This window comes from Streptomyces sp. LARHCF249 (assembly GCF_052871255.1).
In genome coordinates, this window is sequence record NZ_JBIXJQ010000005.1 from 352874 (window position 1) to 372877 (window position 20004).

At 71.8% G+C, this 20004-nt stretch carries 14 protein-coding genes, 1 pseudogene and 1 riboswitch; of the genes and pseudogenes, 3 read left to right on the plus strand and 12 right to left on the minus strand.

The window, feature by feature from the left end; translation table 11 throughout:
• Positions 1–2: 2 nt before the first annotated feature.
• Both ACIPUC_RS16540 and ACIPUC_RS16545 read right to left on the minus strand, forming a co-directional pair.
• A complete protein-coding gene (locus ACIPUC_RS16540; protein ID WP_446590075.1) occupies positions 3–1586 on the minus strand; it encodes an RNA polymerase sigma factor in 1584 nt (527 codons plus the stop codon).
• A gap of 227 nt (positions 1587–1813) precedes the next feature.
• Positions 1814–2083: pseudogene (locus ACIPUC_RS16545) on the minus strand (SAM-dependent methyltransferase); the annotation flags it as partial.
• Positions 2084–2182: 99 nt separating this feature from the next.
• Positions 2183–2277, plus strand: a riboswitch (ZMP/ZTP riboswitch).
• Between the two features lie 79 nt (positions 2278–2356).
• Here ACIPUC_RS16545 and ACIPUC_RS16550 point away from each other — a divergent pair.
• Positions 2357–3202: a bifunctional 5,10-methylenetetrahydrofolate dehydrogenase/5,10-methenyltetrahydrofolate cyclohydrolase gene (locus ACIPUC_RS16550; protein ID WP_446590443.1), complete on the plus strand. Its 846-nt coding sequence runs from the start codon at positions 2357–2359 to the stop codon at positions 3200–3202.
• 53 nt (positions 3203–3255) lie between these two features.
• On the opposite strand, the gene ACIPUC_RS16555 is transcribed toward ACIPUC_RS16550, so the two are convergent.
• From ACIPUC_RS16555 to ACIPUC_RS16580, 6 genes are all read right to left on the minus strand, one after another.
• The gene (locus tag ACIPUC_RS16555; RefSeq protein WP_446590076.1) at positions 3256–4413 is read right to left on the minus strand and encodes a DUF6545 domain-containing protein; all 1158 of its coding nucleotides are present in this window, start codon (positions 4411–4413) and stop codon (positions 3256–3258) included.
• On the minus strand, positions 4410–5903 hold the full coding sequence (locus ACIPUC_RS16560; RefSeq protein ID WP_446590078.1) for an NAD(P)/FAD-dependent oxidoreductase: 1494 nt from the start codon (positions 5901–5903) through the stop codon (positions 4410–4412). Before ACIPUC_RS16560 ends, ACIPUC_RS16555 begins: the two co-directional genes overlap by 4 nt.
• Positions 5904–5977: 74 nt before the next feature.
• A complete protein-coding gene (locus ACIPUC_RS16565; protein ID WP_446590080.1) occupies positions 5978–6556 on the minus strand; it encodes a toxin-antitoxin system, toxin component in 579 nt (192 codons plus the stop codon).
• Complete coding sequence (locus tag ACIPUC_RS16570; RefSeq protein WP_446590082.1) at positions 6553–7605, minus strand: hypothetical protein; 1053 nt, start codon at positions 7603–7605, stop codon at positions 6553–6555. The genes ACIPUC_RS16565 and ACIPUC_RS16570 overlap by 4 nt, the downstream gene beginning before the upstream one ends.
• 211 nt (positions 7606–7816) lie before the next feature.
• Positions 7817–8329 carry a hypothetical protein gene (locus ACIPUC_RS16575; RefSeq protein ID WP_446590083.1) on the minus strand — a complete coding sequence of 171 codons (513 nt, stop codon included), beginning with the start codon at positions 8327–8329 and terminating at the stop codon, positions 7817–7819.
• Positions 8330–8348: 19 nt separating this feature from the next.
• Positions 8349–14567, minus strand: a complete 6219-nt coding sequence (locus tag ACIPUC_RS16580) for a DNRLRE domain-containing protein (protein WP_446590085.1) — start codon at positions 14565–14567, stop codon at positions 8349–8351.
• 486 nt (positions 14568–15053) lie between these two features.
• Between ACIPUC_RS16580 and ACIPUC_RS16585 the strand changes: the two genes are divergently transcribed.
• Entirely contained in the window at positions 15054–15470 is a 417-nt protein-coding gene (locus tag ACIPUC_RS16585) for a hypothetical protein (protein ID WP_446590087.1), read from the plus strand.
• Here the strand turns inward: ACIPUC_RS16585 and ACIPUC_RS16590 are convergent.
• Both ACIPUC_RS16590 and ACIPUC_RS16595 read right to left on the minus strand, forming a co-directional pair.
• Positions 15456–16250: a helix-turn-helix domain-containing protein gene (locus ACIPUC_RS16590; protein ID WP_446590088.1), complete on the minus strand. Its 795-nt coding sequence runs from the start codon at positions 16248–16250 to the stop codon at positions 15456–15458. The genes ACIPUC_RS16585 and ACIPUC_RS16590 overlap by 15 nt on opposite strands.
• 32 nt (positions 16251–16282) lie before the next feature.
• A complete protein-coding gene (locus tag ACIPUC_RS16595; RefSeq protein ID WP_446590089.1) occupies positions 16283–18082 on the minus strand; it encodes a hydroxysqualene dehydroxylase in 1800 nt (599 codons plus the stop codon).
• A 196-nt stretch (positions 18083–18278) separates the two neighbouring features.
• On the opposite strand from ACIPUC_RS16595, the gene ACIPUC_RS16600 reads away from it, so the two are divergent.
• Positions 18279–18584, plus strand: coding sequence for a 4a-hydroxytetrahydrobiopterin dehydratase (locus ACIPUC_RS16600; RefSeq protein WP_446590090.1), 306 nt, complete (start codon positions 18279–18281; stop codon positions 18582–18584).
• A 72-nt stretch (positions 18585–18656) separates the two neighbouring features.
• On the opposite strand, the gene ACIPUC_RS16605 is transcribed toward ACIPUC_RS16600, so the two are convergent.
• Entirely contained in the window at positions 18657–19082 is a 426-nt protein-coding gene (locus ACIPUC_RS16605) for an RICIN domain-containing protein (protein WP_446590092.1), read from the minus strand.
• Positions 19083–19093: 11 nt separating this feature from the next.
• On the minus strand, positions 19094–19942 hold the full coding sequence (locus ACIPUC_RS16610; protein ID WP_446590093.1) for an aldo/keto reductase: 849 nt from the start codon (positions 19940–19942) through the stop codon (positions 19094–19096).
• Between the last annotated feature and the right edge of the window lie 62 nt (positions 19943–20004).

Sequence of the window (20004 nt, forward strand, 5' to 3'; positions counted from 1 at the left end):
GCTTAGTCGAGGTAGTCGCGCAGCACCTGCGAACGCGACGGGTGGCGCAGCTTCGACATGGTCTTGGACTCGATCTGGCGGATGCGCTCACGGGTGACCCCGTACACGCGGCCGATCTCGTCCAGGGTCTTCGGCTGGCCGTCGTTGAGGCCGTAGCGCATGGAGACCACGCCCGCCTCGCGCTCGGAGAGCGTGCCCAGGATCGACTGGAGCTGCTCCTGGAGGAAGGTGAAGGAGACCGCGTCGGCCGGCACGACCGCCTCGGAGTCCTCGATGAGGTCACCGAACTCGCTGTCGCCCTCCTCACCCAGGGGGGTGTGCAGGGAGATCGGCTCGCGGCCGTACTTCTGGACCTCGATGACCTTCTCGGGGGTCATGTCGAGTTCCTTGCCCAGCTCCTCCGGGGTGGGCTCGCGGCCCAGGTCCTGGAGCATCTGGCGCTGCACGCGGGCGAGCTTGTTGATGATCTCGACCATGTGGACGGGGATGCGGATGGTGCGCGACTGGTCGGCCATGGCACGCGTGATCGCCTGCCGGATCCACCAGGTCGCGTACGTGGAGAACTTGAAGCCCTTGGTGTAGTCGAACTTCTCCACGGCGCGGATCAGGCCGACGTTGCCCTCCTGGATCAGGTCCAGGAAGAGCATGCCGCGGCCGGTGTAGCGCTTGGCGAGGGAGACCACGAGGCGGAGGTTGGCCTCCAGCAGGTGGTTCTTCGCGCGGCGGCCGTCCTCGACGAGGATCTCCAGCTCGCGCTTGAAGGCGGGCTTGTGGTCCTCCTCCTCTTCGAGCTTGTACTCGGAGAACAGGCCCGCCTCGATGCGCTTGGCGAGCTCGACCTCCTGCTCGGCGTTGAGGAGCGGCACCTTGCCGATGAGCTTGAGGTAGTCCTTGACGGGGTCGGCGGTGGCGCCGGCCACCATGACCGTCTGCGCCGGGGCGTCGTCCTCGTCGTCGTCGGACAGCACGAAGCCCTGGGCGCCCCCGGTCTTGGGGGTCTCCTCCTCGGCCTCGTCGGCGAGGTCCTCGGCTGCCCAGTCCTCGCCCTCGACCGCGGGCGTCTCGCCCTCGTCGGCGTCCTTGGCGCTGGTCTTCTTGGCCGCCGTCTTCTTGGTGGCGGTCTTCTTCGCGGCGGTCGCGGTCTTCTTGACGGTGCGCTTCTTCGGCTCGGCGGCGGCCTCGGCCGTCGCCTCGTCCTCGGTGGCCGACGGAGCGGATATCGCCGCAGCGGTGGCCGGGGGCGCGGCGGCCGCGGTCTTGCGCGCGCCGATGGGGCGCGGCGCCGCGGCGGCCTTCTTGGCCACGGTGCGGGCGGGGGCGGCGGCTGCCTTGCGGGGCTTCTTGGCAGCAGCCTTGGTGGCGGGGGCGGCGCTGACGTGGAGGGCGACACCCTCCTCGTCCAGGACCTGGTTCAGGCTGCGCAGGACCCGCTTCCACTGGTCCACCGGGATGCGGCCGGCCTCGAAGGCCTGGCGCACGTCGTCACCGTTGATGTGACCCTGCTCGCGGCCGCGCTCGACGAGCGCGACGAGGGCCTCCGATTCGGCGATCTCCGGAGGGAACGTACGGGACGGGCTGAGCGACACAAGGAGCCTCTCGTTGCGAACAGATAAGGGTGGGCGGGACATCATCGCGCGAACTCGGGAAACAGACCCGAGGGGGGTCTGTATTCCGGGGCCGCGCGATGACACCTGTCGGTTCATCGCATGCCCGAGTCGATTCGTTACGCGCTGAATTGAGTGACCTGCGCCACGCTGTGCCCGCGCAACCAAATCCGAGCCCATCCGTCCGCCCCCGACGGTCGGCCCGTTGTGCGGGCTCCGACGCGGAAGCGGGCGGTGCGCGCGACGAACGGGCCTTCGCGCGCGATCTGTTCGTGCAGGTCGCGCAACCGGTCCCGGTACTGCCCGACCGTGAAGCCGGGCACCATCCAGATCACCTTCCGGAGAAAGTAGATCACGGCTCCGATGTCGTGGAACTCCGTGCGCAGCCGTTCCGCCCGCAGATCGACGGCTTCGAGGCCGGCCTTCGTGGCGTCGGTCACCCCGTCTCCCCCCCCAGCTACCTCCCCCGGGGAGCTGCCCGGGGGGCCGGGCCGCCGCCGACGGGGGCGGTGGACGCGTCATGCACCCATCGTCGCAGGTCGTGTGCCGGTGAGCCACCGGATGTGTCGACTACAGTGGATGCGGGCCGTGACTGGCGTTCGGGTGGATCACCACCGGGGAGCGGCCCGGCGTACGTCTCGTACGCCGACTGCCGCGCGCCTGGGCGAACCGCGAACCGCGACCGCGTACCGCAGCGACGTTCAGGAGACCCCGTGACGACTGCCCAGACTGCCCCTGCCTCTGCCCAGCTGATGGACGGCACCGCCCTCGCCCGCCGCATCTCGGAGCAGACCGCCGCCTACGCGGCGAAGATCACCGAGCGCACCGGCACCGCGCCCTGCCTCGCGACCGTGCTGGTCGGTGAGGACCCCGCCTCCGTGACCTACGTGCGCATGAAGCAGAACCGCTGCGCCAAGGCCGGGATCACCTCCCGCCACGTGGAGCTGCCGGCCGAGACCACCACCGAGGAACTGGTCGCCACCCTCACCGCGCTCTCCGAGGACCCGGAGATCAGCGGCATCCTGCTCCAGCACCCCGTCCCGCACCACATCGACGAGCGCGCCGCCTTCGAGGCCATCGCCCCCGGCAAGGACGTCGACGGGGTCACCATGCACTCCTTCGCCGCCATGGGCTTCGGACTGCCGGGCTTCGTCTCCTGCACCCCCGGCGGCATCATGCGCCTGCTCGCCGCCTACGACGTGGACCTCACCGGCAAGCACGCCGTGGTCGTCGGCCGCAGCGCCATCCTGGGCAAGCCGGCCGGGATGCTGCTGCTGGAGCAGAACGCCACCGTCACCTACTGTCACTCCCGCACCCAGGACCTTCCCTCGATCGTGCGCCAGGCCGACGTGCTGGTCGCCGCCGTCGGCAAGGCCGAGTTCATCCGCGGCGAGGACATCAAGCCGGGCGCGGTCGTCCTGGACGCCGGCTACAACGAGGGGAACGTCGGCGACGTGCACTTCGAGTCCGCCGCCGCCCGCGCCTCGCTGATCACGCCGGTACCGGGCGGGGTCGGCCCGATGACCATCGCCGTACTGCTCGAGCAGACCGTCCAGGCCGCCGCCGCGCAGGCCGGGCTGGCCCTCGCCGACCTCTGAGCCCAGCCGAGCCGAACGCCCCGGGCCCCTGGGTCCGGGGCGTTCCGGTCTGCTCAGATCCCGGCGGTGGCAGCCTCCCGGGCCGCGGCCACGATGGGGGAGGCGCGGAACTCCCGGGCCAGGGCGTCCAGCGGGCCGCTGTCCAGCCGGTGCGGGTCCGGGTGCCCGCCCTCCGCGGCGGCCGCCCGCCGCCGGCAGGCCGCGGCGAGCATGGCGGCGTCCGCGACCACGGCGGCCCGGGCCTCGTCCAGTCCCTGCCCGCGCGCCGCCTCGTACGCGGTACGCCGCACGGCGGGATCGAACCAGGAGGCCAGCGCCAGGATGCCGTCGTCGATCACGGACTCGCGGTGGACGAGGCGGATCCCGACCGGCGTCCACCAGACCAGCGGCACGGTCCGCGCCCGGGCGCCCGCGCACCCGCGCAGCGCCTTCCACAGCGGACGCAGCCGCCGGTACCGGCTGAAGTCCTGCCAGGCCGCCGACCCGCCGACCAGCGGCACGATGAACCCCGTACCGATCAACAGGGCCGCCCCGGAGGCCAGCGACAGGGCCACGTCCGCCGGGACCACCCAGTCCCGGCCGGCCCAGCAGGCCGCCACCGAGGCCCACTTCGAGGCGAGGTAGGCCAGGTCCAGCAGGCCGCCGCACACGATCAGCGCCAGCCCGGTGCGCAGCGGGCGCAGCGAACGGTCCGCGCGCCACAGCCACTTGCCGCACAGCAGGGTCAGCGCCGAGGTCCCGACGGTGTGGGCCAGCAGGAAGCAGACGATCATCTCGCGGATCCACGGCGTCGTGGCGTAGTACGTGTCCAGGTCCCGGACCCGTTCCACCGGCGCGTCGCCGATCACGAACAGCACGACGATCGCCACGGTCACCGCGCCGAAGACGGCCACCGTCAGCCGGGTGGCCCGCCGTACGGCCGCGGGCGGGCCGCCGCCCCACTGCAGGACCAGGACCACGCACGCCCCCGAGAAGACGGTGATCAGGCCGAACACCAGCGGCGCGGAGAAGTTCACCACGCCGGTGAGCCGGTTGACCGTGGAGATCGTCGACGGCGACGCCAGGAACGTGAGCGGGGCGCCCACGACGAGCAGCGCGCACGCGGCCCGGTTCAGCGGCTGGTCCCCGCCCCGCCGCAGCGTCGGCGCCTTGATCAGCAGGGCCAGGAGCATGACGGATCCCGGCAGGAAGCGCAGGATCCCCTCGCTCACCGGGCCTGACCGACGGGGTCGGCCGGGCCGACCGGGTCCACCGGGTCCACCGGGTCCACCGGGTCGGGCGCCACCGGTCCGGACGGGCCCGGCACCGGGCCGAGCCCGGCGACGGCCCGCTCGGCGGCGGTGAGCGGCGGGGCCTTGAGCGCGCCCCGATCAGAGGCGCGCAGTACGTGCCAGACCACCGACGGGTGGAGCCAGTGGGTGGGAGCGCTGCTCATGGTGAGCACCTTGAACAGGGCGGCGGTGAGCGCCTCGTGGGTGGTGGCGCCCGTCATCAGCCGGTTGACGTAGCCGTTGAGCAGGCCCGTCCCGGCGCGCGGCTTCATCCCCGTGGCCCCCGGATAGAGGATGTCCTGCGAGGTGGCGAGCTCCCAGGCGGTGCTCACCTGGGGGGCGATCGCGCGCTGCGCCTCGCGGCCGAAGCCGGGGTGGGCGAGCCCCTTCTGCCGGAGCAGGGAGCGGACGGCCAGCAGCCCCTGCGCGGCGACCGTCATGCCCTGGCCGTACAGCGGGTTGAAGGTGGCCACCGAGTCGCCCACCGCGAAGAAGCCGTCCGGCAGTTCGGCCTTCTCGAAGTAGATCCGGCGGTTGGCGGTGCCCTGGGTGACGGCGACGTCCGTCAGGGGCTTCTTCCCCTCGAGGAGTTCGCCGACGAGCGGGTCCCGGATGCCCTTCGCGAAGGGGATGAACCGGTCGGGGTCGCCGGTCGGCTGGCCGCCGCGGGTACCCGAGAGGGTGGCCTGCCACTGGCCGTCCTCGATGGGCACGATCGTGGCCGTCTGCCCGGGGACGGGCACCCTGGGGTCCGACTGCACGTTGACGATGGGGAAGCCCATCTCGTGGGCGCCGGCCGGGGCTTGGAAGATCCTCGTCGCGTAGACGAGGCCGGAGTCGACCTCGGCCTGCCGGATGCCGGTCACGCCCAGGGCCTGGAGCCAGGTCCGGGCGCGCGAGCCGCGCCCGCTCGCGTCGACCACGAGGTCGGCGGCCAGCAGAACGCCCGACTCGTCGGGGGTGTCGACCCGGACGCCGGTGACGCGGGCGGCGGTGCCCTCCAGCGCCCGGACCCGGCTCTGCTGGAGCGTGGAGACGCCCTTCAGGCCGGTCACCCGGGCGCGGACCACCGAGTCGAGGAGGTCGCGGCTGCAGGAGATGTTGAACTGCTTCTCCCCGACGCGCGGGATCCAGCCCTGCGCGGTCTTGGTCACCAGGTCGGTGGGCAGGCTGCGGCGGATGGCGCCCGCGCCCGTCCAGTCGTCGGTGATGCCGGGCAGGATCTTCTCGATGGCGCGGGCGCCGCCGGACCACAGGAGGTGGGTGTGCCGGGCCTGCGGGAGTCCGCGCCGCGGCGCCGGGCCCTCGGGCAGCGGGTCCGCGTCCACGACGGTCACCGTCGCGTACTCGGCGAGGACGGCGGCCGCGAGCAGGCCGGCCAGACTGCCGCCGATGACGACGGCGTGGCGGGGCGGGGAAGACTGGGGCATCGTGTCGTGCTCTCTGTCGGGGCCGTGCTGTGAGGGCATCGGCGCGAGGGGTGCGGCGGCTGGGCGGGCACCGGTCACCGTCGTGACACGGGGCTCCCCCAGCCGAGCGAGGTCTTGATGCGCTCGATCGCCTCGGGGAACTGCTCTTCCCGGGGTGGAGGCAGGTACGGCCTGAGGAGTTTGCCGAGGTGCAGGCCGAAGATCTCGGCCCGGATCTCCGCCGGATCGCCGTGGTCGGCCCGGGCGGCGGCCTGCCGGATGACCTCGGTCAGCCCGGCGTCGGAGTGCAGCAGTCCGGCGAGGTCGCCGTGGCGCCCCGTCAGGCGTGCGGCCACCGCCATGCCGGGCCCGTGGCTGTCGCAGGTTCCCTCGTCGACGTGCCACAACTCGTGGCAGGCGATGACGAGCTGGTGCTCGGGGCGGGTGCGCTCCTCGATGACGAGCAGGTCGCGCTCGGCCATCTCCAGCCACAGCCCGCTGGCGGTGTCGGGCGGGAAGGAGGCGAAACGGAAATCGACCTTCCGGCCGCCGCGGCGGCGGGCGTACGCGGCGCACAGGCGCCCGATGATCTCGCCGGCACCGGCCGGCGGCGTCAGGCGCACGTCCGCCAGCAGATCCCCGGCGAGCCCGCGCATCGCCCGTGTGGTCCTCATCGCGCTCCCCCCGCGGCGGCCGGGCCATCGGTTGTCGGGCCCTCGGTCGTCGGGTCCCCGGCCGCCGGATCCTCGCCGGTGCCGCCGCCGGCTGGCCGGCCGAGCTGGCCCTCCCGGGCGAGCAGGTCGTCCAGGTGGTCGGCGAGGGACTTCCAGCCCCGCGGGGAGAGCCGGCCGGCCCGGGTGACGATGCTCCGTACGTCGTGCGCCCGCAGCACGGCGAGCATCGGGTTCTCCTGCTGCCGCTCCACGCACTCCAGTTCGCGCACGATGTCGGTGAGCGCGGTGCCCAGCGCCTCGGTGTCGTCGGACAGCAGGAAGCCGCCCTCCACGCCGAAGAACCGCTGGATCCCGGCGGCCGCGGCGAGGTTCGGCAGGCCCTCGCCCTGGACGAGGCGGGTCAGCGACTGCCCGGAGGCGTCGAAGGACCTGGCGATGGCGGAGAGGGAGTGGGGCTGCCCGTCCTCCCGTACCCGGGTGCGGCGCAGGTGCTCGAACCGCTCGCGCACCTGCTCCTTCAACGGGAGCCCGGGCGGCCTGCCGTCGAGGGTGAGCCGGATGACCTGCGGGGTGATGCCGGTCAGGTGGGAGAGGTGCGCCAGATCGTCGCGACCCTCCGGGGTGAGGGCGAGCGCCCGTTCCACCGCGCTCTTGCAGTCGGCCAGCAGGAAGCCGGCGTAGACCCCGAAGAAGCGCTGCACGCCGGCCGCGTGACCCAGCCGGGGCAGTCCGGTCCCCGCGTTGAGGGGGCCCAGTGAGGCCCCGGGTGCGTCGAAGTCGTCGGCGATGGCGGCGAGCGGCCACTCCCGGCCGTGCTTGTCGCGGCGGGTGGCGCGCAGCCGCAGGAAGCGCAGGTGCACCCGTTGTTCCAGGGGCAGTTCGGCGACCCGGCCCGCGATGACCGCGGGTATCCGGCCGGGTTCGACGCCGGAGAGGTGACTCAGGCGGGGGATGGCCAGTAAGGGGGCCGGATCCTGCCCGTGCCGCTCCGACAGCTCCTCCACGCGCCGCCGGAGCGCGGCGAGATCGGGTCGGGCGGCGGCTCGCACCGGCTGCTTCTCCGTAAGTCGACAAGACGTTCGAGGGGCTGGGCTGCGTGAAGCCTAGCCGCCCGCCCCACGCCGAACCAGCGGTAACGCAACATTTCCTGCCGTACGGCTCAAAAAAGGTTGGCAAGCCACGGAGTTGGCACGCGGCAACGGAAGAGGCGCTCAGCAGGCCGGGACGGCCCGCTGAGCGCCTCTGTGGATGGTCAACGGATCAGCAGGGCATCTTGGATCCGTCCAATGCGGACTCCACGCTCACCACGAACCTCGCGGGTCCGGTGGACGAGACCCGGAGCAGCGCGGGTTCGCCCGCCACCTCCTTGCGGAAACAGACACCGCTGTCGCGGAACCTGTCCGGGGCCTGCGCCCGGGTACCGACCGCTTTCCAGCCGTCCTTCGCCGCGGTGTCCCAGTAGTGGGCTATCAGCGGCTGTGCGTCCCCGTCATGGGTGTAGGCGCTGTCCGCGGTGACCCAGGGATCTCCGCTGTCGTCCATGCACTCCACCGAGGTCGACTCCGCCACCGGCGTGGTACCGGCTGCGGCGGCGGGTGTCGCCGCCGCGACCTGAGCCATCCGCTCCACCGCCTTGTTCTCCTCGCACGAACCTTCCGAGCCGTAGAACAGGGCGTACAGCGATCCGGCCACCAGGGCGAGGGCGCTCACGCAGCCGAGGGTGACGGCCAGCCCGAGCATCAGCCCGCGCCGCGGGGATCGTGTCGGAATCACAGGCTTTCTCCTTTCCGGTCTACCAGTACCGCTTCAGGTAGCCCCACTTGAGGTAGAGGCGTGCCGTGAAGTAGAGGTTCGTCCAGAACCAGCCTGAGTAGTACCAGGCCGTCATGGCCCAGCGGTACCTGGTGGCGAAATACCGGGCGACGCTGTTGTTGTGCTGGTCGATCTTGGTGTCGTCCCCGGTCTGGCCCCATTCGTGCGCGTCTCCCAGCCGCTTGGCCGCTCGGGCGCCGAAGAAGAAGGTGAGACTCGCCTGCCACATGAAGTGCCGGATCGCGTTGTTGGTCCGGCCTTTCCTGAACGCCGCGAGCAGCATTCCGGAGATCGCCGAGGCGAGGGCGCAGCCGCGCCATCCGAGCGACATGCAGGCGTTGGCCTCGATGATCTTCTTGCGCCAGGACTTGGAGATCCGGCCGTCGAGGTCCTGCTGGTTGACCGGGTCGGCGTTGGCGTACTCGTACGCGTTCGCGCTGCCGCCGTAGACCGGGTCCGCGGAGAGGAAGCGGCCGGTGGACGGGTTGTAGAGACGGGCTCCCATCAAGGTCAGACCGCTCGGCGTCTCGCTGGAGCGCTGGTGCGCGCCCAGCCAGCCGTAGCGGGCCACGGCCTGCCCCGCGCGGGGCTTGCCGTACTCGTCGGCGTCCAGCGCCACGGGTGCCTGCGAGACGTTCAGCGGCAGCTGGACGGCCACCGAGCCCTGGATCGTCGTCAGGTGCAGGACGACGTCCCCCGTCTTGCTCGTGGTGGTCAGGCCGCCGGCGGTGGCGACGTTGCGGGTCACCGCACCGCTCGCGGTGTCCTCGACGATCCAGCGCGGGTTGTCCGCGTCGTCGCTGTAGTGGTTGACGCGGGAAGCGGTCTGGGTCCAGACGGAGCCGTTGTACGACTCCTTCGTCCACCCGCGGTAGCGCTGGGCGGCGTCGAGGCCCCAGGTCTGCCGCTGGTTGGACAGGGTCTGCTGGCGGGTGCGGTCGGTGTTGTAGTAGGCGACGGTCCCGTGCCCCGGGACGGTGGTGGTGCGCCCGAACTCGTCGTAGGCGTAGCCGCTGTCGACGAGCCGGTCGGCGCTGTCGTAGGTGTGGGTGGTGGTGGTTCCGCCGGTGGCCGGGCAGTCCGCGCCGGGGGTACCCGCCGCCGTGGTCAGGCCCGTGCGGTTCGAACGCCCGTCGAAGGTGTAAGTGCGACGGGTGCAGACGGTGTCCGCCGTGTCCTCGACGGACGCCAGGCGGCCCGCGGTGTCGTAGCGGAAGCGCTGGTCGGACAGACCGGCGTGCGCCGTGATCTGGCCGTGGACGGATTCGTTCACGGTGTCGCTGTACACGACGGTCGAGTCGCTGTCGCGCACGTAGCTGCGGTGCGTGACGTCACCGCCCGAGTCGGTGCTGACGTTGAGCGTGTACCCGCCGGGCAGCTTCTCGCTGCGGACGGCTCCCTCCGCGTCGAACGACGGCCGGAACTCGCCGGCGACCGAGTCGGTGGTCTTCGTCGGAAGGCCCCGGGGTTCGACGGCGTGGTCGTAGGTGTAGGTGACGGTCGACGGCACGCTGTCCGCGACCTTGACCGGCCGGTCGAGCAGGTCGTACTCGGTGGTGGTGACACCGCCGTCGGCATCGGTGTAGGAGATCGTCCGGCCGAGCTTGTCGAACTGCTTGACGATGGTCCCGCCGGTGGGCGAGGTGTTCTTGACGGCCCGGCCGGTCACCGCGTCGTACTCGGTGGTGGCCTCCGGGGCGGCCTGGCCGGAGCCGCCCGCCGTCGTGACCTTGGTCGTCCGTCCGGCCGCGTCGTACTCGGTGGTGGTGGTCCGCGTGGACCCGTTCACCGTCTCGATCCGCTTGGCCGGGTTGCCCCACCAGCTGTACTCGGTGGTGGTGGTCGGCAGCTTGGCCGGGTTCGACCCGCCTCCCGTGATGTCGCCGGCCGGACCGACCGAGCAGACCAGGTCGGCCCACTCGGGGCGGCCCTGGCAGGTGCCGGTGCCGGTCGCCGACCAGTACGTGGTGACGCGGGTGGCGGCGTCGCTTCCGTTCGCGCCGGGGAGGAGCTGCTTGGAGACCCGGTTCTTGCCGTCGTACTCGGTGGTCTCCGTGATGGCGAGGCCACCCGGGTCCCTGACGGTCCGGATCGGCAGGCCCCTGGTCCAGTCGTACACGGTCTCGGTGGCGCGGGGCTCGCCGAGTACCGTCGGGTGCTCGCGGACCTGGGCGCCGACGGTGGCCTTGGTCACCTGGTCCTTGACCTTGGCGGAGCCGTCGGTGGGTCGCCCGGCGTCGTACTCGAGGACCGACCAGTCGCGGGCGGTCACCGAGGTGCCGGCCGGGACCAGCAGGGTCGCTCCGTTCTTCAAGTCGGCGGTCAGGTCGACGCGGCGCAGCGGTCCGAGCTTCCCGAGCTGCCGCTCTCCGGCCGCGTCGAACGCGGTCGAGGTGCTCAGCTGGTGGGCGCGCTCGGCGCTGGTGAGCTGGCCGATGCCCAGGTTGGCCTGTGCTGCCTGGTCAGCGGGGCTCGTGCCGAGGGCGAGGGCCCGGTTGGCGGCCGAGAGCTCACGGACGGTGTTTCCGTACCGGTCGTACTCGGTGGTGGTGATGTGTCCGCCGGGCGCCGCGCTGTTGACGGGCCGTCCGGAGGCGCCCAGGTAGGTGATCGACGCCCGAGCGTAGGCCGAGGCGGCGAGTGACGTACCGGAGTGGGACGAGGGAACGGCGTCGGCGGGGAACACGGCGGTCGCGTCGGTGGGTGCGCCGGTCTGCCCCCATGCCTTCACGTCGGCCGCGCCCATCGGGTACGGGGCCGCGGCGCCGTTCAGCGGGACGCCGTAGACGATGCTGGTGGTCGCGGTGCCCAGTTCCTCGGCCGCCGTGCCCGGCTTCAGACCGGAACGGGAGGACTTGAGGAGCATGCCGTCACCGGCCGTGGGCGAGGATCCCGCCTGGCCGTACGTGAACGACCAGGGCAGTTCGGACTTGGCCTGCAGCCAGTTGATGCGGTCGGCCGCGTCGTAGGCGTACTGCGTCTGGGTGCTCTGCGCCAGGTTGGGGTCCCACTGCTGGCGGAGGTTGCCGCCTGCGTCGTAGCGGTAGGTGGAGACCGCCTTCGAGGTGGCGTTCGCGGCGCCGGGCTCGGTGGACCACAGCCGGATCTCCTTCACCTGGCCGGCGAAGTCGCCGAAGTCGGCGGAGGTGCTGTATCCGGTGGCGGTGGTGGCGGTCGCGTAGACGAACTCCAGCGAGCGGCAGCCCTTGGTCTGCGGGGTGGTCGCGCAGGCCGAGGCGGTCGCGGCGGAGGTCGGGGCGATGACCCGCTTGGGGCGGGCCAGCTTCTTGGTGTCGACGGTGACCGTTTCCGAGACCACGGTGGTCGTCGAATTCTCGACTCCGCTGACCAGGGTGCTGGCGACCTGCCAGGTGGTCATCGCCGGGTCCGCCCGGGTGAACTCGGTGACCGTACCGCCGTCGTCGGTCAGCGTGAACGAGCCGCTGACACTGCCGGTCAGGGTCATGCCGCCGGCGCCGGGCTCGGAGACCCAGCCGTTGCGCGCCGCGTTGGCGGTGAAGTGCAGCGCGTCACCCGAGGTGGTCACGACGTCCACGGCCGTGTCCGAGACCCGCGCGACGTGCGAGTAGTCGGACTGGACGATCTCGGCCGCCGTGCCGGAGGCCCACTCCTGGCCGAAGATCGCGGCCTGGCCCTCCTGCTTGGTGCCCTTGTGCGGGTCGCGCGAGGACGTGGTGCGGGAGACGGCCATGCCGAAGGCGTTCACGTCGGTGGCCGACACCTCGTAGTCGCCGGTGAGCAGGTTCAGCGAGCCCGGGCCGACCTGGCTGGTGGCGGCCCCGCTCGCGTTGCGGTCGACGACCACGACGAGGGGCTCCGTGGCGCCGGTGGCGCCACCCGGTCCGGTGAAGTCGGCCTTGATCTGGACGCTGCCGTCCGGGTCGACCGTGTCGGTGGCGTTCCAGACCAGGGCGGGGGTGCGTCCCGCGGTCAGGGACACGGGCCATACCGTCAGCGCCGTGCCGCCATTCGTGACGTGCCCCGGCGGGATCTGGACCCAGGGGTCTGCCTCGGAGCGGCGCCACGAGAAGGACGCCGCGTCGTACTTGGCGCCGTCGGCTTCGGCGGTCAGCGGGAGCCGACGGGCCGAGCGCTCGCCGTCCGCGGGCTGGACGAATCCACCCGGTCCGGCGTGGAAGGTGTACTCGACCGCCTCGGACTCGTTGTCGGCCTTGTCGACGGTGCGCACCAGGAGGGTGTGGGTTCCGTTCGACGGCGGGGTGACGGACAGGGTCCGCGTACCGGGGGTGCCGTCGGTGGGCACACGCGTCCACTCGGCGCCGTCCAGGGACCATTCGAGCCACTGGTGATCCGTGCCGGAGGGCGGGGAGACGGTGAAGTTGCCCGCCTGGCCGACGCCCTTGACCCAGGCAGCGGACGGGTAGTCCGTCGAGGTCAGCCCGTTGGGGGCGGAGGGGGCGGCGGTGTCGACGGTGAACGTCTTCAACGCCGACCAGCCCAGGTTGTAGTGGGTGCCGTCGTAGGGGGAGGAACGGAACTTGTACGTCTTGCCGTTGACGAGCACCCCGGCGGGGACGGTGACCGGGGCGGGTTGCCCGGACGGCACGAACGCGGAGCGCAGGATGTCGCCGACCTGGGTGTCGGTGGCCGAGTCGAAGATCTGGTAGGCGCCCTGGATCTTATCGCCGTTGGCGTCGACGAACGTGTCGCGCAGGGTCGGCGTCACCGTGTTCACCACGTAGGCGCCGCCGTAGGAGAAGAACGGCGGACCGGCCTCCTGCTTGGTGCCCGTGCGCGGCCGGTAGTTGTAGGTGACCGTCAGCTTGGGGACGTTGGAGGCGGCGTTGGCGGAGTTGACCCGCTTCCACTGCTTGATGTTGGCCTCGTCCGTGGCCCGCAGGCCCATGCCGGAGTACGCCCACTTGTTGTTGGACCAGTGCTGGACCAGGTTCGTGACGTCCGCGTTGACCCAGCCGTCGGGCTGCGTGCCGCAGCCCGGGTTGCCCTTGGTCTCGGTGGAGGTCGCCATCTTGGTGACCATCGCCGGCTGGTTTGTCCAGCGGGAGGCGGTGGAGGCGTTGTTGGCGGTCCACACCTCCCAGGGCTGGGCGGTGCAGTCGGTGTTGCCGGAGTGGAAGTTCCACAGCGACAGCTTCGCGTCCGAGATCAGTGCGTCGGCGACCGGGGCCGTGTTCCAGGTGATGAAGGAACGGGCGGTGCGGAAGGTTCCGTCGGCGTTCTTCGTGCCCGGATTGCCGAGGTCCAGCTCGGTGTCGTTGGACCAGTCGACGGTCTCGCCCTGCTGGACGTAGGTGTCGAACAGGTTGCCCAGCGCGGAGGTCGACGGGTCGACGGTCACCGGGTACTTCGTCGCCGGGTCCGCGAGGAAAGCGGCGTCGGGGGTGATGACGAGGTCGGCGCCGTCCTTGGTCGTGACGACCTTCAGGCCGACCTTGGCCCGCCGGGTGTGCTCACCGGAGGCGGCGTCGACGGTGGCGTCCCACATGACGGGGGCCGGCATGGTCGCGGTCTGCTTGGACTTCTTGTCGGTGAACAGCACGCTGCCGTCCGGCTGCTGCTCGACCTTCAGACCCTTGGTCTTCAGGGGCAGCGTGTAGCCGAAGCCCGCCTCGGGCTTGGCCTTGACCTCGACGAACTGCTCGAAGCCGGTACGGGTCGCCTCGACGATCACGTCCGCGCCCGGCACGGCGCCCTCGTACGTGGCCCGCGTGCCGTCCAGCTTCGGCGTCGGCAGACCGCCGCGCCACTGCAGCGTGATCGCCTCGTCGCCGGAGCCCAGCGTCACCAGATCGGTGGCCTCGGCAGGCTGCGCCGTCTTCAGGAAGGACACCTTCGCGGCCGTCTTCCCGGACAGGCGCAGGCCCTGCGGATGGGCCTTGGAAGCGACCGAACCGTCGGGCGCCGCCGCGAGGTTCACATCGACGTCGCGCCACTCGCCCGTGGCGGCGTCCTTGAAGCGGATCGGGCCCGCCGCGACCTCGGTGGTCAGCGACCCGTCCTGGTTCACCCAGGTCGTCGACGTCTCGGAACGCTCCGAGAGCGCCTCCACGCGGTGCTTGTACAGACGCGCGGCCACCCGGGCCGAGGGCACGTCCGCCGCGGACTGCGCGGTCTCCTTGGTCTGCTTCGCCTTGTCGGCCGCGGGAGCGGGGGCGGCGACAGCGGCCTCGGCTCCGTAGATCGTCGAGACGGTCATCACGACAGCCAGCGCCGCCGCCGTGGCACCCAGACCGGCCGGTGCCCTCAACGGCGAACGGACGCGCCCCGCGGGCCCGTCCGGTCTTCTTCGGTAACGCAAGATCCCCCCAGGGGATGACGATTCGACCGCCGTGCACGTCGCAAGCGATCACTGGCTTGAAAGTAGCCGCCCCTACAAGATCAAAAATGGTCACCAAGGGTGCGAAGTGATCGATTCCCGGAAGCGGAATGACATCTCATTTCGGTCACGGAGGCACCTGTTGGGCCGAGGTGCGCCCAACTCACGCAAAACTACTGTTCGGTACGTTCTCCGGTGCGTCCGTCGGGCCCGCCCGGGGCCGCGCCTTACCTCCGGGGTAATCGACCTGCCGGGGGCCGGGCCCGCACAGTGGAGGCATCGGGTTCCGGGGCCGCGCACTCGGTTCCGGGACCCGTAAACCCGTACTCCATCCCCGCGTTCGACCTCGACGGAGGCTGATTTCCCATGTCCGCAACCCTGCTCGGCAGCATCGCCCGCACCGCCGAGCCGCAGGCCATGCTGCGCCGCTTCCTCGCCCTCGACTCCGTGGTCACCACCGGCAACGGCCTGGCGTACGTCGCCTTCTCGGCCCCGCTGGGCCGGCTGCTCGGGGTCGGGCAGGGGCTGCTGCTGGAGCTCGGGATCCTGCTCGTCGCGTACGGCGCCGCCGTCGGCTGGCTTGCCTCCCGGAGGCAGCCGCCGGCCCTGCCGGTCAAGCTCGTGATCGAGACCAACTACGCCTGGGCGGCCCTGAGCCTGGCCGCCCTCGCCCTCTGGTTCTCGCCGACCGCCGCCGGGGCCGTGTGGATCCCGGCGCAGGCCCTGACCGTCGCCGGGTTCGCCCTGCTCCAGCAGCTCGCCCTGCGCTCAGCCGCCAAGTGAGCGCAGGTACTTCACCGTTGCCGGGTCGGCCGGGAGCATCGTCTCGATGGCCAGCTCGGCGACGGTCACGTCCATCGGTGTGTTGAAGGTCGCGATCGAGGACACGAAGGACAGCACGTGGCCGTCGTGCTCGATGACGAGCGGGAGCGCGATGTACGGGACGGGCTCGTCCGCCTCGCGGTCGTCCGGCCGCTCGGCGACCGGATAGGCGGACACCTCCTCGTACAGCGCGCGCAGCGGCTCGGACCGGGCCAGCGCGATCTGGCGCTCCATCTGCGCCAGCAGGTGTCCGCGCCATTCCCTGAGGTTGCGGATCCTCGGAGCCAGGCCCTCGGGGTGCAGGGTGAGCCGCATGGCGTTCAGCGGCGGGGCCAGCAGGTGCTCCGGCAGCCCGTCCATCAGCATCAGGACGCCCCGGTTGGCCGCGACGACGTCGTACGTGGCGTTCACCACCAGCGCCGGGTAGGGCTCGTATCCGGTCAGCAGCCGCTCGATGCCCTCCCGCAGCGTCCCCATCGACGGGTCGTCCAGAGCCGTCTGCGCGTAGTGCGGGGCGTAACCCGCCGCCAGCAGCAGGGCGTTGCGCTCCCGCACCGGCACGTCCAGGCGGTCGGCGAGCCTCAGCACCATCTCCTCGCTCGGCCGGGACCGCCCGGTCTCGATGAAGCTGATGTGGCGGGACGAGGAGTCGGCGCGGCCCGCCAGTTCCAGCTGGCTGATCCCGCGCCGCTCCCGCCACGTACGGAGCAGGGCGCCGACCGTGGGCATCGTGGTGGTCATGCGCCCGACGGTAGCCGAGCGCGTCCGGCGGGTCAGCCCAGATCGAAGGCGTTCCGCAAGCCGAGACGGTAGCGCCACAGGTCGTGCCGCTTGGCGGACTCGACCTCCGGAGCCCGGTACAGCGGTTGGACCGTGCACCGCGAGGCCTGCGAACCATCGCGGTCCAGCAGCGAGTTGACCGCTGCCCGGGCGGAGGCGTTGGCCCCCTCCATCGTCGCCAGGTCGATGTCGACCGCCACGTAGTCCCCGCTGAGGAAGAAGTTGGGGATGCGGGTGCCCGCGCTCGGCCGGTTGTGGAAGGTGCCGGTCGGGTGGATCAGCAGCTCGTCCTCGTTGGTCGGGTTCGGGGTGCCCAGCCCGTCCACGCCCGGGTCCAGGAACCACGAGTGCAGCGCGGAGTCGCTCAGCAGCGTCTTCCCGGTGTCGTTGAGGGAGGCCTTCAGCTGGGCCCACACCTCGCGCGCCACCTCCTCGCGGGTGCACTGCTTGGCCGTCTTCCCGTACAGGATCCCGGGCTTGTCCCATTCCGAGATGTCCACCGACAGGCAGTCGACCGCGGTGCCGTCGCCGTAGTCGGCGGGGAAGTCGCGGGCGGGCCAGTGCTCGGCCTGCTGGATCGCCGTCAGCGACCAAGCGGAATCGATGCAGTTGAGGTGGCCGTGCACCAGCGGGGCCCGTTCGGTGAGGTAGAACTGGATCCCGGTCATCCAGTCGGTCTCCAGCTTGTCGCAGCGCCCCAGCATCGGATCGGCGGCCCGCAGCGCGGCGCCCCAGGTCCGCCGCGCGTGCTCGACGGGCAGGGCGGAGACGTAGTGGTCCGCGGTGACGGTCTGCCGCGCGCCGGCCGGGTCCAGGACGGCGACCCCGCTCACCCGGCCGTTCCCGTACTGCACCTCCCGTACGGTCCAGCCGATCTTGAACTGCACGCCGAGGGTGCGCAGATGCGCCTCCCAGGGGTCGATCCACGCCTCGTTGGTGGGCAGGTTGAGGATCCGGTCCGGCGGGCCGTCGGCGCCGCGCCCCAGCAGGTTGAAGACGAAGGCCTCGCCGAGGGTGCCCACCGTACGGGTGGAGGCCTCCTCCGCCTTGGTCGCGACGATGTTGCGGGTGATGCCGACGGCGAGGATCCGCTGGTACTCGCCCGACATCTGCGCCGCGCGGACGAAGTCCCACCAGGGAGTGTGCTCCCAGACCTGGTCGCGCCGCTCGTCGCAGCTGGTGAGGAAGACCAGTACGCGGTTCACGAAGTACGCCGTCTCGTGCAGCGGCAGCCGTACCAGCGACTGCAGGATGCCGGTGAGGGCGCGCCGGAGCTCTTCGGGCGTCAGCTCGGCGGGGGAGTGCTCCGGCCAGGGGATCGGCGCGCGCAGGTCCTCGCGGCCGGCCGCCCGGGCGAACATCATCTCGCGCGGGGCGACGAGGTTGTCCCACACGCCGTTCGCGTTCCCGGGGAACGGGATGCGCCGCATCGTGTCGGGCAGGTTGTGGTAAATGCCCGGGATGAAGCGGAAGCCGTGCTCGGCGGGCAGCGGCCGGCGGCCGCCCCGGGCGCTGCCGGGCACGTCCATGCTGCGGGCCTTGCCGCCGAGCGCGCGGCGTTCGTACACGGTGACGGCGTAGCCGCGCTCGGCGAGTTCGTGCGCCGCGGTCAGCCCGGCCACCCCGCCGCCGAGGACGGCGACGCGCCGGCCGTTCGGCGCGCTCCCGGTTCCCGCTCCGGTCGCGGCTGCCGCCGGTGCTGCCGCCAGGCCCGCGGGCAAGGCGCCGCCGGCGGCGGCGGCCGCCGCGGTGCCCGCGATGAACGTACGTCTGGAACTGCCTGTGCTCACCATGGAGGTGTCGCCCCTTCGTCCCCTTGTTACCGCTGGTAACGGTCACGTCCGGCGCAGGAGCATAAGGGGGCCGGGTGGGGCGCGGAAGGCTCGGAAAGCACCCGCGCGCACTATGGCGCGAAAGGGTTGTTCCGGCGCGCACTGTGGGAACCTTGACTACACGTCACGGGCAAGGACGGAACAAAGGAGCCGGTGGATGCCGAGTGAACCGCTGTCGCAGAAGGAGATCGAGGACCGGTTGCGGGAACTCCCCGGCTGGGCCTTCGAGAACGACCGGATCTTCCGTACCTACCGGCTGGGCACGCACTTCGCGGCGAGCGCCCTGGTGGCCCACATCGCCTCGGTCCAGGAGGAGTTGAACCACCACTCCGACCTGACCCTCGGCTACAACACGGTCCGGCTGTCGGTGAACAGCCACGACGCGGGCGGCGTGGTGACGTCCAACGACTTCGAACTCGCCGAGCGCGTCGAATCCCTCGCCCCGGCGCACGGCGCGAGCTGATGCCGATACCGCGCCCGGCCGCCGAGACGGCTCCACGGGCCGCGGCCAGGACCGCAACCCCGCGCGGGCTCGCTACACCGGCTCCAGGCGCCACCACTGGGTCGGGGAGTCGGTGTCCTCGCCCTGGCGGGCGCGGCCCTGGGGGTCGGCCTCCAGGGGGAGGCCGCTGATGCACGCGATCAGCGAGACCACGCCCGGGGCGTCGAGGTGCTCCTCGACGATCCACTCCTGCGCGCCGAAGGCGTTGGCGCGCCACACCTGCACCCGGGCGCCGCTGTCCGTCGAGGCGTTCGCCACGTCGAGGCGGCGCTCGTTGTCCTCGCTGACCACGTGGAAGACGCCGCCGCCGCTGTGCACCGGCGAGATCCGCCACCGGCGGGCGGCCTCCGGCGCGGGCGGGCCGTCCGGTCCGACCCGTACCCGGGAGGCGCCCTCCAGCTGGAGCACCAGCCCACTGTCCACGTTGCGGATGCGGTAGAGCCCCTCGGGAAGTTTCACGTGGACTCCGCTCACACGTCGAAGACGGCCGGGTCCGGACCGATCCGCCGGGCCGCCGCGCCCGCGCCCAGGGCGTCCAGCGCGGCGACGTCGGCGGCGTCCAGCTCGAAGCCGAAGACGTCCAGGTTCTCCCGGATCCGGGCCGGGGTCACGGACTTCGGGATCGCCACGTTGCCGTGCTGGACGTGCCAGCGCAGCACCACCTGCGCGGCGCTGCGGCCGTGCTTGGCGGCGATCTCCGTCACCGCCGGGAGCGTCAGCAGCTCCTTGCCCTGGCCCAGCGGGGACCAGGCCTCGGTGGCGATCCCGCGCTCGGCGTGCACGGCACGCAGTGCGTCCTGCGGGAACAGCGGGTGCAGCTCGATCTGGTTCACGGCCGGCACCAGCGCACTCGCCGACGCCAGCCGGTCCAGGTCCGCCGGGCGGAAGTTCGACACGCCGACCGCCCTGGCCCGGCCGCTCGCCGCGATCTCCTCGAAGGTGCGCCAGATGGAGAGGAAGTCGTCGCGCATCGGACGCGGCCAGTGGATCAGGTACAGGTCGACGTGGTCGAGGCCCAGCTTGCCGAGCGAATCGTCGAAGGCGCGCAGCACCGCGTCCCGGTTCCAGGTCCGCTGCGGGCCGTTCCACAGCTTCGTGGTGACGAACAGCTCCTCGCGCGCCACCCCGGAGGCGGCAAGACCCCTGCCGGTGCCGGCCTCGTTGCCGTACACGGCCGCCGTGTCGATGCTGCGGTAGCCCGCCTCCAGCGCGGTCGCGACGGCCCGGTCCGCCTCCGCGTCCGGCACCTGCCAGACACCGAAGCCGAGCTGGGGCATGAGCGTGCCGTTGTTGAGCTTGACGGTGGGGACCTGGTTCACGTCTGGTCGTTCCCTCGGGTCGGTGGCGGGGGCGTACGAGGGGCCACAACCGGCCCCCCGTG

What these genes read in the sequence shown, in the direction of transcription:
- ACIPUC_RS16550 (WP_446590443.1), top strand. Translation starts at nt 2,357, where the DNA reads ATGGACGGCACCGCCCTCGCCCGCCGCATCTCGGAGCAGACCGCCGCC.
- ACIPUC_RS16560 (WP_446590078.1), bottom strand. Translation starts at nt 5,903, where the DNA reads ATGCCCCAGTCTTCCCCGCCCCGCCACGCCGTCGTCATCGGCGGCAGT.
- ACIPUC_RS16565 (WP_446590080.1), bottom strand. Translation starts at nt 6,556, where the DNA reads ATGAGGACCACACGGGCGATGCGCGGGCTCGCCGGGGATCTGCTGGCG.
- ACIPUC_RS16580 (WP_446590085.1), bottom strand. Translation starts at nt 14,567, where the DNA reads ATGACCGTCTCGACGATCTACGGAGCCGAGGCCGCTGTCGCCGCCCCC.
- ACIPUC_RS16585 (WP_446590087.1), top strand. Translation starts at nt 15,054, where the DNA reads ATGTCCGCAACCCTGCTCGGCAGCATCGCCCGCACCGCCGAGCCGCAG.
- ACIPUC_RS16590 (WP_446590088.1), bottom strand. Translation starts at nt 16,250, where the DNA reads ATGACCACCACGATGCCCACGGTCGGCGCCCTGCTCCGTACGTGGCGG.
- ACIPUC_RS16595 (WP_446590089.1), bottom strand. Translation starts at nt 18,082, where the DNA reads ATGGTGAGCACAGGCAGTTCCAGACGTACGTTCATCGCGGGCACCGCG.
- ACIPUC_RS16600 (WP_446590090.1), top strand. Translation starts at nt 18,279, where the DNA reads ATGCCGAGTGAACCGCTGTCGCAGAAGGAGATCGAGGACCGGTTGCGG.